Source organism: Sphingomonas immobilis (assembly GCF_030580995.1).
In the GTDB taxonomy this organism is placed as follows: domain Bacteria; phylum Pseudomonadota; class Alphaproteobacteria; order Sphingomonadales; family Sphingomonadaceae; genus Sphingomonas; species Sphingomonas immobilis.
Genome location: NZ_JAUQSZ010000001.1, coordinates 1 through 13,986, shown reverse-complemented (window position 1 = coordinate 13,986; position 13,986 = coordinate 1). Strand labels below are relative to the sequence as shown.

Below are 13,986 nucleotides of genomic sequence, written 5' to 3'. Positions count from 1 at the left end.
TGACAACGATGCTGCGTTGCAAAAATGCGCGCAGGGTGGTCATCCGACGAAGGCACGCTCGATCACATAATGGCCCGGCGCGGCATTCGATCCTTCGGTGAAGCCCAGCGCGTCGAGCGCGGCGGCCTGTTCCTTGATCATCGCCATGCTGCCGCACAACATGATGCGGTCGTGCTCGGGATCGAACTGGCGCGGTCCCGCGACGGGCGGCGCGAACAGCGCGCCGTTCTCGACCAGCGTGCCGATCCGGTGGCTGGTGTGGAACGGCTCGCGCGTCACGGTCGGCACATAATGGAACTGCAGCAGCGCCTGGTCCTGCACCAGCGGGTCGCCCGCGAGCTGCGCCTGCAACGTGTCGTGGAACGCGAGATCGCTCACGCGCCGCACCGAATGGACAAGCACGATCTGCGAGAAGCGATCGTAGATGTCCGGGTCGCGGATCAGGCTGAGGAACGGCGCAAGCCCGGTGCCGGTCGACAGCAGATACAGCCGCCGCCCCGGCAGCAGCGCGTCGGCGACGAGCGTGCCGGTGGGCTTGCGGCCGAGGAACATCGGATCGCCGACCTTGATCCCCTGCAACCGCGAGGTCAGCGGGCCGTCGGGCACCTTGATCGACAGGAACTCCAATTCCTCGTCATACGCCGGGCTCGCGATCGAATAGGCGCGCAACAGCGGACGCTGGCCATCGGGCAACCCGAGCATTACGAACTCGCCCGACCGGAAGCGGAAGCTCGCGGGCCGCGTGATCGCGAACGTGAAGAGATGCTCGTTCCAGTGATGGACGCGCGTCACCGTCTCGACGCTGAGCGAATTGGTCGCGGTAAGCATTTGATGGTCGCTCACAAAATTTCCCCGGCAGGGTTACGGTCCAGCCCGTCCGGCGCGAGCCCCGCTTCGGCAAGAGCGGAAGCAGCAGCATCGAACAGGCGCGCGGCGGTGTCGGCGCGCGTATCGAGCAATTGCACCAGCGTTGCATCGCGGCGCGGGCGGGCGCTAGCATCGAGACTGTCGCGCCACAAGGCCAGAAGTACCGCTTCGTCCGCGCCGATCCGACGCTGATCGATCTGCGCGACCTCCACGGCCAAGCGCGAATGGCAATTTAGCACAACCATGCCCAGGTGGAACGGGCTCAACGCATCAAGTGCTCCCATGCCCTGAAACGATGGCGACAGCGCATGTGGCGGACAGGTGTGGGCCTCGCGCGCACTGGTCCAGCGGCGCATTGCCCACAAGACGAAACGGCTGCCTTGCGAGAGCGAATCCACGGGGCGATCAACGAAGGAATACATGGGGTCTCCGGAGAGTCTATGTCGCTCCGAGGCGACTATCGATAATGCGATTAATTCGCAACAGTCTTTTGAAATCGAAACGCCGCTGCAACGAACCTCGATTGACGCACCCTCGCCCGCCTCCTAATCGCAATCGCGAATCACTCGCATTAGCATACGGGAAGGGACATGATGACAGATCAACCGCGGAACGAAGGCGTTCGCCGCCTTGCCTTGCTGCTAGCAGGCACGGCGACCGCCATCGCCGCAGCACCGGCTTTCGCGGCCCCGGCAACGGACGCGGCGGCACCCGCCCTCTCCTTCGCCGACGACGAGAACAAGGATCCCGTCGTCGTCACCGGTACGCGCATCCCCACCCCGGCCAGCGAAGTGCCCGCCACCGTGTCGGTCATCACTGCGGAGGACATCGCCAACAACCTCGCCATCGACATCAAGGATCTGATCCGCTTCGAACCCGGCGTCAGCGTGCGTCGCGCGCCGACCCGCTTCGGCGCGGCGCTCGGCGTCACCGGTCGCGACGGCGACGCCGGCTTCAACATCCGTGGGCTGGAGGGCAACCGCGTGCTGATCCAGGTCGATGGCGTGCGCGTGCCCGATGGCTTCGAATTCGGCGCGCAATCGGCCGGGCGCGGCGACTATGTCGATCTCGGCATCATCAAGTCGGTCGAGATCCTGCGCGGCCCCGCGTCCGCGCTCTACGGATCGGACGGCCTCGCCGGCGCGGTCAGCTTCGTCACCAGCGATCCGGTCGATTTTCTCAAGGACGGCAATGCTTACGGCGGCCTGCTGCGCGCCGGCTACGATTCCTCCAGCAACCAGTTCGCCGAGACCGCGATCCTCGCCGGCCGCTCGGGCGACTGGTCGGCGGTCGTGTCCTACACCCGCCGCGACGGCCACGAGTATGAGAATGCCGGGACGATCGACACGCCCAATGCGCTGCGTACCAAGGCGAACCCGCAGAACACGCGCTCCAACGCCGTGCTCGGCAAGATCGTCTGGGAGCCCAACGATCACCACCGCATCCGCCTGACGCTCGATCATTACGACGCTTACGCCTTCACCAACGTGCTTAGCGGCGTCGCTGCGGTGCCCACGGCCGCGACCAGCGTGATCGGCCTCACCGCCGAGGATACGATCAAGCGCGACCGCATCAGCCTCGACTGGCGCTACACCGGCGAAGGCGCGATCGACTTCGCGCAGGTCACCGGCTGGTATCAGAAGGGCAAGAACCGCCAGTTCACTGCCGAGGATCGCAACACCGCCGCCGACCGCATTCGCATCAGCACTTTCGACAATCAGGTCTGGGGCGTCAGTGTCGAGGCGCGCAGCAGCTTCGATATCGGCGGCATCGGCAACAAGCTCGCGTTCGGCGGAGACGTCAGCGTCACCCGGCAGGAGGGCATCCGCGACGGTACTCTCCCGACCGCGCCCGACGTCTTCCCGACGCGCGCCTTCCCGATCACCGACTACGTGCTGGCCGGCGGCTATCTCGCCGATACGATCAGCCTGTTCGAAGGGCGTTTCCAGCTTTTCCCGGCGCTGCGCCTCGACTATTACAAGCTCACCCCGAAGATCGACGCGCTCATTCCCGGCGCATCGACCACGCCGAGCGGCCAGGACGGATCGCGCCTCTCGCCCAAGATCGGCGCGCTGGTGAAAATCCCCGGCGGCGGCAATATCTTCGTCAACTATGCGCGCGGTTTCAAGGCGCCCTCGCCGACGCAGGTGAACCAGTTCTTCGACAATCCCAACGGCGTCGGCTTCGCCTATCGCTCGATCCCCAACCCCAACCTCCGCCCCGAAACGAGCGAGACCTGGGAGGCCGGCATCCGCGTGGGCAGCGGCCCGGTGCGGCTCTCGGGCACGGCCTTCACCGGCGGCTATTCCAACTTCATCAGTCAGGAGATGGTCGGCGGCACCGGCACGGTCGCGAACCCGGTGATCTACCAGTTCGTCAATCTCAACCGCGTCCGCATCAAGGGCGCGGAAGGGTCGCTCGCGCTGAGTTCGCCCAATGGCCTCAGCGCGCGCGTCGCGATCAGCTACGCGATCGGCACCGTCACCGGCGCGGGCGGCGCGAAGTCCCCTCTCTCGACAATCGATCCGCTCAAGCTGGTGATGGGCCTCGGCTATGACGATCCCGGCAAGCGCTTCGGCGGCCAGATCATCATGACGCATTCGGCACAGAAGGAACTCGAGGCCGCACCCGCAGGCGCATACCGCCCCGGCGATTTCACCATCCTCGACGCGACCGCCTATGTCCGCATCGCCGATTTCGCAACGCTGCGCGCGGGCGTCTTCAATCTGCTCGACACAAAATACGCCTGGTGGAGCGACGTGCGCGGCCTCGCCGACACGTCGACGGTGAAAGATGCCTATACCCAACCGGGCCGCAATGCGTCTATCTCGCTTTCGCTCCGATTCTGATAATGAGGATCACTCGCATGAAACTCCGTATTGCCCTTCTCGCCGCCGCCTTCGCGCTGACGCCGGCGATGCCCGCCCTCGCCGACGGTCCCGTCACCGCCAAGTCCGCCACCGATCAGAAGGCCGCGTTCGACGCCGACCGCGCCTCGATCCTGGCGATGGCGGGCACTTTCAAGGTCACGTTCGACATGAAGGAGACGACGCCGTGGCGCGAAGGCTACACGCCGATCCCTGCCAAGATCTCCGGCGGGCATGAGGTCGTCCGCGCGATCGTCGATACCGGCCGCACGATCGTCCTCCAGCATCTGCTCGTCGTCACCGACGACGCGAAAAAGACCTTCGTCATCAAGCATTGGCGGCAGGATTGGGTCTACGAGCCCGCCACCGTCCTGACCTATGCCGGCCAGGGCACTTGGAGACTGGAGGACGTGCCCGCCGCGATGCGTGCCGGCCGCTGGTCGCAGACCGTGTGGCAGACCGACGACAGCCCTCGTTACGGCGGCTGGGGCCAGTGGACCGAGGAGGGCGGCGTGCGACGCTGGCGCTCGAACTGGACGTGGCGCCCGCTCGCCCGGCGCGACGCAGTGCGGCATCCGCCCTACGACCGCTATCTCGGCATCAACCGCCACTCCCCCTCGCCCGCCGGCTGGATCCACTGGCAGGACAATATCAAGGAAGGGCTGGTCGACGGAAAGCTGGTGCCGTTCGTGCAGGAAAGCGTGCTCAACACCTACGTGAAGGACAGCGCCTTCGACGTCGCGTCGGCCGATACATATTGGAAGGCGACGAAGGACTATTGGGCGGCCGTCCGCGCCGACTGGGACGCGGCGATCACGCGCGGCAAGGGCGTCAAGGTCGCCGAAGTCGCGGAGACGGGCTCGGCGTCGGGCTCGCGTCTGATGGGTTTCGCGGATGACGTACAGGCCGGAAAGCTCAAGACAGCCGACGCGGTCGCAAAGGCCAGGGCGGTGATCGCAGAGGTCACGAAATAAGGGGGGGCGGGCGGGTCTCCCCGGGCCCGCCCGCTTATTTCACGGCAAACCGGCCCGCCGCGGCACGAGGACGCGCTTCACGACGGGCCGGGCCGGGGGGGGCTCAGTTGCCGGCGACCTCGACCTTGGCGGTCTTGGCCTTGGCAAAATCGGCACTGCAATCCTGCTTGGCGTGCGGCGCGTACTGCGACTTGCCGCTCAGGTGCATCGGCGCGGCATTGGTGGTGCAGCCATTGCCGCGGATCTGGTGATGCGTCACAATGGGCAGCTTGCCCGCCTGGTTCCAGCGCTGCGTGTGCGTGTCGGTCAGCGACTGCGCCGCGACCGGGGCGGCAATGAGAGCGAGCGGGAGCGCTGCGAATTTCAGGAAAGACATTGCATACCTCTTCATCAGGATCGATGATCGAGAAATATGTCTGCCTCTTTGCGCGCGCCTGTCGCGATTGTGAGGAAGCATGTCCGCGAAATGGCTGTATAATTGCCTTACCGTGACAAATCATTGCTCGACCTCTTGAACCCCGAACCGGGCAGCAACAGACGGTTGATCGCATCCGCGACGGGGCCTACGTCCGCGTTCATGAGCGAAACTTCCATCGTCCTTGTCGAAGACGACCCGCCCCTGCGTACCCTTACCGCCCGCGCCCTCCGCGAGAATGGATATTCCGTTCGCCAGGCCGCGACCGCGCCCGAAATGTGGATCGCGTTCGAAGGCGGGCCGGTCGATCTCGTCGTGCTCGACATCATGTTGCCGGGCACCAACGGCATCGATCTCTGCCGCCAGATCCGCCGCAAGAGCGACGTGCCGATCATCTTCGTCAGCGCGCGCGGCAGCGAGGCCGACCGCGTCATGGGGCTCGAGCTTGGCGCCGACGACTATCTCCCCAAACCCTTCGGCACGCGCGAGCTCGTCGCTCGTGTCCGCGCCGTGCTGCGCCGCCGTTCGAGCGACGGCATGGTCGCGGCGGATCGCCAGGACGAGGCGGAGTTCGACGGCTTCGTCGTCAACTTCCCCAGGCGCGAGCTGCGCGCGCAGAGCGGCGCCACCATCGATCTGACGGGCGCCGAGTTCGATCTGCTCGCCACCTTCGTCGCCCAGCCACAGCGCGTTATCGCGCGCGAACGGCTGATCGAGCTGTCCCGCACCCGCCTCGCCGACAGTTCGGATCGCAGCATCGACGTGCTGGTCAGCCGCCTGCGCCGCAAGCTGTCGGCGTCGGGCAAGGAAGCGCCGATCATCACCGTCCGCGGCATCGGATACATGCTGAAGGCCGAGGTGACGCGATCCTGACGCACATCAAGAATGTGTCGTTGGGGCTGCTCGGTCGGCTCCTCATCATCCTGTTGCTGACGGTCGTCGTCGAATTCAGCGCAAGCACGCTACTCTACGAACGCGCCTCCGAACTATCGCTGCAGGAGGACGAGGCGCACCGCCTCGCCGAGCATCTCGTCGTCGCGCGCAAACTGCTCGACGAACGCCCGCCGCCGGAGCGCCCCCGCATCGCGCGCGAGCTCGTCACCGATCGCTACGTCGTCGGCTGGACCGTCACCCCGCCGAGCCGCTCCTCCTTCCGCCCGCAACTGGCGAGCATGCAGCGCCAGATCGTCGCGTGGGAACCCGATCTCGCTCGCTCTAAGCTGCAACTTCGTCTCCCGCCGCTGCAGGACGGCTCCAGCGTCCACGGTGCGCTGCGGCTCGCCGATGGCAGCTGGCTGACCTTTCAGATGAAGGAAGCACTCGACGGCGGCTGGAAACTCTCGGTCGGCCGCGTCCTGCGCGCCTTCGTGCCCGCATTGCTGCTGCTGGTGTTCAGCGGCCTCCTCATCCGCTCCACCATCGCCCCCTTGCGCACGCTGATGCGCGCGGCGCGGCTGGTCGGGCTCGGCACGCGCGTGCCTGTCAAGGAGGCCGGCTCGCCCGAGGTCCGCAGCCTGATTCACGCCTTCAACGAGATGCAGGACCGGATTCACGATCTGCTCGAAAGCCGCACCCAGGCCCTGGCGTCGGTCAGCCACGATCTGCGCACGCCGCTCGCGCGGTTGCAGTTGCGCATCGACGAGGTCGCCGATGATGCATTGCGCGAGGAACTGGTCGACGACGTCGCCGAGATGAACGACATGATCACCTCGCTGCTCGCGTTCTACGGCGGGCAGGCTGATCCCGAAAAGCCGGCGCTGACCGACCTCGCCGTGCTGACCTCGACGTTGGTCGAACGCTGTGCCGATCGCGGCTTCGACGCGACCTATCGCGGGCCCGATCACCTCGAAATGACATTGCGGTCCTCGGCAATCCGCCGCGCGATCTCCAACCTGATCGAGAACGCGCTCCACTATGGCGGCTGTGCGCACGTGACGCTCGACAAGACCGCGACCGAGATCGTGCTCCGCGTCGAGGACAACGGCCCCGGCATCCCCGAGGACAAGCTCGCCGACGTGCTGGAACCCTTCACCCGCCTCGACGATGCCCGCGCGCGCAACACCGGCGGCCTCGGCCTCGGCCTTGCCATCGTCGCCCGCGTCGTGGGAGCCGAAAAAGGCGTACTGACCCTCGCCAATCGCCCCGAAGGGGGCTTGCGCGCGACGATCACGCTGAACGCTTAGCCCCGCGGGATGCGGTTTCGCCGTTCGACGGCGTCGATCAGATATGATGGAAAAGCGAACGACCTCAGTTGCCGACGGCGAAACCCCGCATGCTTGCGGGAGGCGGCCCGCCGACACTCGTCTGCACAAAAGCAATCGATAATGCCGCTTCGATCGGATACCCGGCGGCCCATGAGAATTCTAACCTTCATCCACGGCTTCGAGCCTGGAGGCGTGGAGAAAGTCGCGCTCAGGCTGGTCTCCGCCTGGAGGGACTCGGGTGCTGCGGTGAGCATCATCGTCGGCAAGGACAACGCGGACTACCGCGCCGCCGCGCCTGCCCTTCCCTACGCTTTTCTTCCCGAAAGCCGCTGGATACCCGGCAAATCCCTGAAAATGCTGCGTTGGTTGCCCGGCCTGATACGACGGCATCGGCCAGACGTCATTTTCGTGGGCGGCAATACCTACACGATCTTCGCCGTCCTGCTGAAATTGCTGCTAGGGCGTAGCTGCCCTCCCATCGTCGCAAAAGTCAGCAACGATCTGGGCCGCGATGACATGGGGCCATTGTCGCGATTTTTCTATCGAAAATGGTTGCGTATCCAGGGTCGGCACATCGATCATCTCGTGGGGATGGCGGATGCCAACCGTGCCGAGATCGTCGCTGCTTTCGATGTCGCGACAGAGCGTGTCTCGATCGTCCCCGATCCTGCTCTATCGGCGGCGCAACTCGATTTGCTCAGTTCCAGGGGTCCGCTGCGGATCGACAGATCGCATAGCGGCCAAACCTTCCTCGCCGTCGGACGGCTCGTTCAACAAAAGAACTTCGCCCTCTTGATCGAAGCCTTCGCTGACATTGCGCGGGCGGACGACAGGCTGGTCATCCTGGGCGAAGGCGTCCAGCGGGGGAAACTCGAACGGCTGGTCGCCGAACTGCATCTGGAAAGCCAGGTTTCCTTGCCCGGTCATGGCAGTGCGGACGACTGGCTCGCCCGAGCAGACACGTTCGTCCTCTCCTCCGATTACGAAGGCGTGCCCGCAGTCGTGATAGAAGCGCTGGCCGCCGGCCTGCCGATCGTTGCGACGCAATGCAGCGTCGCCATGTCCGAACTCCTCGGCAACGGTCGTTTGGGCACGCTCGTCCCGACCGGGGATCGCGAGGCGTTCGGCCATGCCATGCGGCAGGCAAATGCATCCCCCATCAGCCTACCGGACATGAAACGTCAGGCCGCCCGTTTCACGATCGAGAAAGGCGCGCCGGACTATCTGGACATTTTCAGGCGGGTGCTGGAATCGCCCGGTCTCGACGGGCAAGCGCCGGATCGGATGCGCGACAATCGCGCAAGCGTCGCGCGGGAGGTGCTGGCGGCGGATCGGCTCTAGTTCGACGGCCTTTTTGCGGGGCGGATAGTCGCCCTGTCCTACACGCCGTGTATCTGCGATAGTCGCTGCCGCTCTTTCCCATCGTCGGCCGCTCAAGAACGCTGTGCAGCAGCACATCCTCACCGGGCTCCGTCGCGCGATACACACGCGACACTGTCGCCTCAGTGTGATTTTCCGCGTTCGATTGGCACGATTTTGGAAACAATCGCGGCTTACAGTTTCGATTCAGGTGTCAATCTGTCAAGCAAGGTATCACTTTGCGTGTCGACGAAGCTGCGTTTCCGGGCCCCTCCCGCCGCCGCTGCGCATAGCAACACTTCGTCACTTCCGCGCCGCGCCGCAGCAAAACTGATGGTTTAAATCCGGGCATTCCAGCGTACCAAAGGAATGCCAGATGAACGAGTTGATCGGACGGATCTTCAGCTTCGAGCGGAATGTCTTCCCCAACCAGAGCGATCTCTTCGCCAAACTGGTCCGTGACGGCCAGAGCCCCAAGGCGCTGATGATCTCCTGCGCCGATTCGCGCATCGTCCCCGAACATATCCTGGCCGCCGCCCCCGGCGACCTGTTCGTGTGCCGCAATGCAGGCAACATCGTACCGCCCTACGCCACGCAGAACGGCGGCGTCACCTCGACCGTCGAATATGCCGTCCTCGCGCTCGGCATCCGCGACATCATCGTCTGCGGCCATTCGGACTGCGGCGCGATGAAGGCAGTCGCCAACCCGGCCCCGCTCGCCACCATGCCCAACGTCGCCGCATGGCTGCGCCACAGCTCGGCGGCGGCAAGCGTGGTCGACAGCGGTTACGGCGAACTGGAGCCGGCCGAGCGCGTCCACGCCATCTCGCTCGAGAACGTCGTCGCCCAGCTCGCCAACCTGCGCACGCACCCGTCGGTCGCGGCCGGCATCGCGCGTGGCGAGATTTCGCTGCACGGCTGGTTCGTCGATATCCACGCCGGTCAGATCCTCGCGCTCGACGGCGTGAGCGGCCGCTTCGAGACGGTGCGTGAAGGCACGCCGCTGCCGGTCGCACACCCCGCCGGTCAGCGCTTCGCCGCGTCGTTCGCCTGGCCGGAGGCGGCGGAATGAGCACGCCCGTCACCAGTGCCGAAAAGCCTCAGGGCTGGATGGTCAAGGATCTCGCGGCCTCGGTCGTGGTCTTCCTCGTCGCGATGCCGCTCTGCATGGGCATCGCGATCGCCTCGGGCGTCCCGCCCGAGAAAGGCCTGGTGACGGGCATCATCGGCGGCCTCGTCGTCGGCTTCCTCGCCGGATCGCCGCTGCAGGTCAGCGGCCCGGCGGCCGGCCTCGCCGTCATCGTTTTCGAACTGGTGCGCGATCACGGCATCTCCGCGCTCGGCCCGATCCTGCTACTCGCCGGTGCGCTGCAGTTGATCGCGGGCGTTCTGAAGCTCGGCGGCTGGTTCCGCGCGATCTCGCCCGCCGTCGTCCACGGCATGCTCGCAGGTATCGGCGCTCTGATCGTCGTCGGGCAGTTCCATACCCTGTTCGACGCCAAGCCGCTGTCGAACGGGCTCGAGAACCTCGCCGCGATGCCGGGCCGGGTCATGGGCCTGGAGCCGAATAACATCGCCTCGACCGAGCTGGCGCTGATCGTCGGCCTCCTCACCATCGCGCTGATGCTGAGCTGGGACAAGTTCCGTCCGGTTGCGCTGAAGCTCGTGCCCGGCGCGCTGATCGGCGTGGTCGGCGCGACCTTGTTCGCCTTCTTCTTCGGCCTCGATGTCGTGCGCGTGAACGTGCCCGAATCGATCATCTCGGCGGTCGAGACGCCCGGTGCCGGGTTCCTGAGCCCGCTCGGCAACCCGGCTGTGCTGATGACGGCGCTCGCCATCGCCTTCATCGCCTCGGCGGAAACCCTGCTCTCGGCGGCGGCGGTCGATCGCATGCACGACGGCGTGCGCACCGACTATAACAAGGAACTGCGCGCGCAGGGCATCGGCAACATGCTGTGCGGTGCGGCCGGCGCGCTTCCCATGACGGGCGTCATCGTGCGCTCGTCGGCCAACGTGCAGGCGGGTGCCGTGACGCGCATGTCCACGATCCTGCACGGCGCGTGGATCCTCGGCTTCGTGGCACTGCTCCCCTGGCTGCTGCGCGAGATCCCGATGGCCGCGCTCGGCGGCGTGCTGGTCGTCACTGGCGCGCGGCTCGTCAGCCTCAAGCATGTCACGCACCTCTTCTCGCACTACGGCCTGCTGCCCGCCGCGATCTGGGTGGTGACCTTCGCGCTGGTGGTGACGACCGATCTGCTGACTGGCGTGCTGGCCGGCCTCGCGCTCTCGCTGGTCGAACTGGTGCCGCACGTCCGAAGCCTGCGCCTCAAGGTCGATAGCGATCACGGAGCGGAACGCAGCCACGTCCGCCTCACCGGCTCCGCAACCTTTATCAGCGTGCCCAAGCTCAACACCGCGTTCGATGCGGTGCCCGACGGCAAGCCAGTGACGCTCGATCTGCACCAGGTGCCGGCGATCGATCACAGCTGCGCCGAGTTGCTGCGCGAGTGGCTGCAACGCGCGGCCAAGCGCGGCAACGAGGTCGAACTGCTGGGATCGCCGTACCAGCTCAAGCGGCTGGCGGTATGATGGAATGAAGGCGTCGGCCTGCCCAACAATGGGCGGGCCGACACTATAAAGGGGACGTTGCAAATATGCCGCACCGCAACACGAAGCGGTCGTAGCAATGTTTTGACACCGTCGGGCAACGGTTGAGACAAGCCCGGGTGTCAGGAGAGGAGCATCGCGGTGGATGCGAGCCGGGCCGACGACCTCCGGCACAGAGTTCGCACCACCGCGGGCCCGTAGGCGGGGACATTCACCTAAAAGGGGATGGTCTCCAATGAAGAAGTCTTTCGTTTCGGCAGCCACTGCGCTCGCATTCGGGTTCGCGTTCGCCACGCCCGCTTTCGCTCAGGAAGAAGCGCCGCCCAAGCCGATCACCTTTTCCGGCAGCGCCACGATCGTCAGCGACTATCGCTTTCGTGGCGTCTCGCAGTCCGACAAGCACATGGCTTTCCAGGCGGGCATCACCGCCACGCACGAAAGCGGCTTCTACGCCGGCGCATGGGGCTCGAACCTCGCCGGCTGGGGCCAGTTCGGCGGTTCCAATACCGAACTCGATCTGATCGCGGGCTACAAGCGGTCGCTCGGTGGCGGTGTCTCGGTCGATGTCGGCCTTACCTGGTATATGTATCCGGGCGGTGCCGATAAGACCGATTTCGCAGAGCCTTATGTGAAGGTGAGCGGCACCGCCGGTCCGGTGAACCTTCTCGTCGGCGTCGCTTATGCACCCGAGCAGCAGGCGCTCGGTAACTGGAGCAACACGCCGGAAAGCCGCATCGGCGACACCGAGGACAATTTCTACATCTGGGGCGACGCCAGCACCGCCATCCCCAGCACGCCCGTCACCGTCAAGGCGCACCTCGGCTATTCGAAGGGCAATCCCGGCCTCGGCCCGAACGGCACCAGCGTGACGCCGACCGGCAGCTATATCGACTATATGGTCGGCGCGGACATCACCTTCTCGCCGGTGACGTTCGGCGTGTCGTTCGTCGGCACCGATATCAGTACCGCCAAGTCGCTTTATCTGCAGCCGAACTTCTCGAGCACCAAGGACGGCTCCTCGATCGCATCGGGCAAGGTGCTGTTCTCGGCGACCGCAGCCTTCTGATCGTTCATGCGGCGCGGGCCTTCGGGTCCGCGCCGCTTTATGTGATGACGGTGGAGCGCTGCATCGGGTTGTTGCGCTCGAGCTCGATCCGCTTGGCGATCTGCTGGTTGAGGACGGTCGGCTCACCCGCGAACGCAGCCGGGGTCATGCCGGTGAAATGCTTCAGCTCGCGAATGAAGTGCGACTGGTCGTAAAACCCCTCCGCCAGGATATCATCGAGATCGCCATCCTTGTGCGTCAGCGCGATTGCCGCACGCAAAGCCCTGTATTTACGCGCAAGCAGCTTGGGCGGCGACCCGAAATAGCGCTTGCACCCGCGCTGCACCTGGCTCGCCGAAAGCCCCGTCCGTTCCGCCAGCTCGTTGACGTCCGGCGTGACGGAATCCACCAGCCATTGATTCACCGCCGCCACGAAATCGTGATATCCCGCCTTGCGGTCGGCCATCAGGCCGGTGAGAAGCGCCTCGAAGATCTTCACGCGCGCGTCAAAATCCGTTGTGGCTAGAAGTCGATCGCGCGTTTCGGTGACCGCGGGGCCAAGCAGATCGTCGGCATCGAACAGCCGGTTCGCAGCCGCCGAAGCGTCCATCGGCACCAGCGCGGCCCAGCCCGCCGGCATCAGGCCCACACCGATCACATCGGCATCCCCCGTCCCGGTGATCAGCGTATTACCGGTGGTCGGCCCCTGGATGTAGATGTCGGGCATGTCCTGAACCGTGCCATCCACGAACTGGCACCGGCCATCGCCGCGCAGGATGAAGCGGAGCTGCGCGAAATCGGCGCGATCGACCATCTCGAAGACTTCGTCGCCCTGCTGGAAATGGTAGAAAAACGAAAAATGATCCGCGAAGGCCGGGCTCGGTTGCCGAAAATCGAGTGTCAGTTCCGTCATGCCTGACTTTTCAGACATCGCGGCGCGACGAACAAGCAATTTCAACGGTTTTCGTCAAAATCAGCGACATAATCGTGCGTAGATGGCACGTTCAGGCAACTACCTTGGCGGTGCCGTCATATAAATTGATTTGCCTCAAGCCAAATCCAGGGCGATCATTTCACCAGAAATGATCGCCCTGGATTTTCCAGGCATTGTCCAGATTGCGATTGATCGCGTTGCTGTCGGCAAAACCAGACCCGTTGGAGAGCCACGAACTCACAAGTCCGCTGTCATTGCGCCAAACGATATCGGCGCGCCCGTCGCCGTTGAGATCGGAGACCGTCTGGACGTGCCAGCCAGCGCCCGGATCCTTCATGGCGGCGGCGTTGTCGATGAATCCACTGCCGTTCGAAAGCCAGTCGGTAACCATGCCGCTGTCGTTCTGCCAGAGGATGTCATCCTTGCCGTCGCCGTTGAAATCGCCCGTCCCGGCCACGTGCCAGTCGTTGCCCAGACTGCGGGTCGTGCCGCTCTCGTCGAACGACGTTCCGTTCGACAGCCAGGTCGTGACCGAACCGTCGGCGTGACGCCACAGGATATCGGCCTTGCCGTCGCCGTTGAAGTCGCCGGTCCCGGCAAGATGCCAGTCGTTGCTTTGCTGCTTGGGCAATGCCGGATTGTCGGAGAAGCCGGTGCCGTTCGACAGCCAGTCGATCACCTGACCGTTCGCGTTGCGCCAGAGGATATCGTCCC

At 65.0% G+C, this 13,986-nt stretch carries 13 protein-coding genes; 8 read left to right on the top strand and 5 right to left on the bottom strand.

The genetic code is table 11. From position 1 onward, the window contains the following. Positions 1-39 precede the first annotated feature (39 nt). Both Q5H94_RS00065 and Q5H94_RS00060 read right to left on the bottom strand, forming a co-directional pair. Complete coding sequence (locus Q5H94_RS00065) at positions 40-828, bottom strand: ferredoxin--NADP reductase (protein WP_304559731.1); 789 nt, start codon at positions 826-828, stop codon at positions 40-42. An 11-nt stretch (positions 829-839) separates the two neighbouring features. Then, positions 840-1,289: a hypothetical protein gene (locus tag Q5H94_RS00060; RefSeq protein WP_304558899.1), complete on the bottom strand. Its 450-nt coding sequence runs from the start codon at positions 1,287-1,289 to the stop codon at positions 840-842. Between the two features lie 171 nt (positions 1,290-1,460). Between Q5H94_RS00060 and Q5H94_RS00055 the strand changes: the two genes are divergently transcribed. Continuing rightward, positions 1,461-3,716 (top strand): TonB-dependent hemoglobin/transferrin/lactoferrin family receptor, encoded by a 2,256-nt coding sequence (locus tag Q5H94_RS00055; RefSeq protein WP_304558897.1) that lies wholly within the window; start codon positions 1,461-1,463, stop codon positions 3,714-3,716. Positions 3,717-3,733: 17 nt separating this feature from the next. Then, positions 3,734-4,708 (top strand): DUF6607 family protein, encoded by a 975-nt coding sequence (locus Q5H94_RS00050; protein ID WP_304558895.1) that lies wholly within the window; start codon positions 3,734-3,736, stop codon positions 4,706-4,708. A 103-nt stretch (positions 4,709-4,811) separates the two neighbouring features. On the opposite strand, the gene Q5H94_RS00045 is transcribed toward Q5H94_RS00050, so the two are convergent. Then, positions 4,812-5,084, bottom strand: a complete 273-nt coding sequence (locus tag Q5H94_RS00045; RefSeq protein ID WP_304558894.1) for a hypothetical protein — start codon at positions 5,082-5,084, stop codon at positions 4,812-4,814. A 201-nt stretch (positions 5,085-5,285) separates the two neighbouring features. Here Q5H94_RS00045 and Q5H94_RS00040 point away from each other — a divergent pair, with 201 nt between their 5' ends. The 6 genes from Q5H94_RS00040 to Q5H94_RS00015 all read left to right on the top strand — a co-directional run bounded on the left by Q5H94_RS00040 (position 5,286) and on the right by Q5H94_RS00015 (position 12,359). Beyond that, complete coding sequence (locus Q5H94_RS00040) at positions 5,286-5,996, top strand: response regulator transcription factor (RefSeq protein WP_304558893.1); 711 nt, start codon at positions 5,286-5,288, stop codon at positions 5,994-5,996. Positions 5,997-6,010: 14 nt separating this feature from the next. Continuing rightward, the gene (locus Q5H94_RS00035) at positions 6,011-7,306 is read left to right on the top strand and encodes an ATP-binding protein (RefSeq protein WP_304558891.1); all 1,296 of its coding nucleotides are present in this window, start codon (positions 6,011-6,013) and stop codon (positions 7,304-7,306) included. Positions 7,307-7,315: 9 nt separating this feature from the next. Then, complete coding sequence (locus Q5H94_RS00030) at positions 7,316-8,668, top strand: glycosyltransferase (protein ID WP_341850076.1); 1,353 nt, start codon at positions 7,316-7,318, stop codon at positions 8,666-8,668. Between the two features lie 394 nt (positions 8,669-9,062). After that, positions 9,063-9,758, top strand: coding sequence for a carbonic anhydrase (locus Q5H94_RS00025; protein ID WP_304558888.1), 696 nt, complete (start codon positions 9,063-9,065; stop codon positions 9,756-9,758). Next, positions 9,755-11,275, top strand: coding sequence for a SulP family inorganic anion transporter (locus Q5H94_RS00020; protein ID WP_304558887.1), 1,521 nt, complete (start codon positions 9,755-9,757; stop codon positions 11,273-11,275). Before Q5H94_RS00025 ends, Q5H94_RS00020 begins: the two co-directional genes overlap by 4 nt. A 253-nt stretch (positions 11,276-11,528) precedes the next feature. Beyond that, positions 11,529-12,359 (top strand): TorF family putative porin, encoded by an 831-nt coding sequence (locus Q5H94_RS00015; protein ID WP_304558885.1) that lies wholly within the window; start codon positions 11,529-11,531, stop codon positions 12,357-12,359. 37 nt (positions 12,360-12,396) lie between these two features. Here Q5H94_RS00015 and Q5H94_RS00010 read toward each other — a convergent pair whose 3' ends face one another. After that, a complete protein-coding gene (locus Q5H94_RS00010) occupies positions 12,397-13,251 on the bottom strand; it encodes a helix-turn-helix domain-containing protein (protein WP_304558884.1) in 855 nt (284 codons plus the stop codon). Positions 13,252-13,411: 160 nt separating this feature from the next. Then, positions 13,412-13,986, bottom strand: a 575-nt coding sequence (locus tag Q5H94_RS00005; RefSeq protein WP_304558882.1) for an FG-GAP repeat domain-containing protein, incomplete at its 5' end; no start/stop codon positions are given.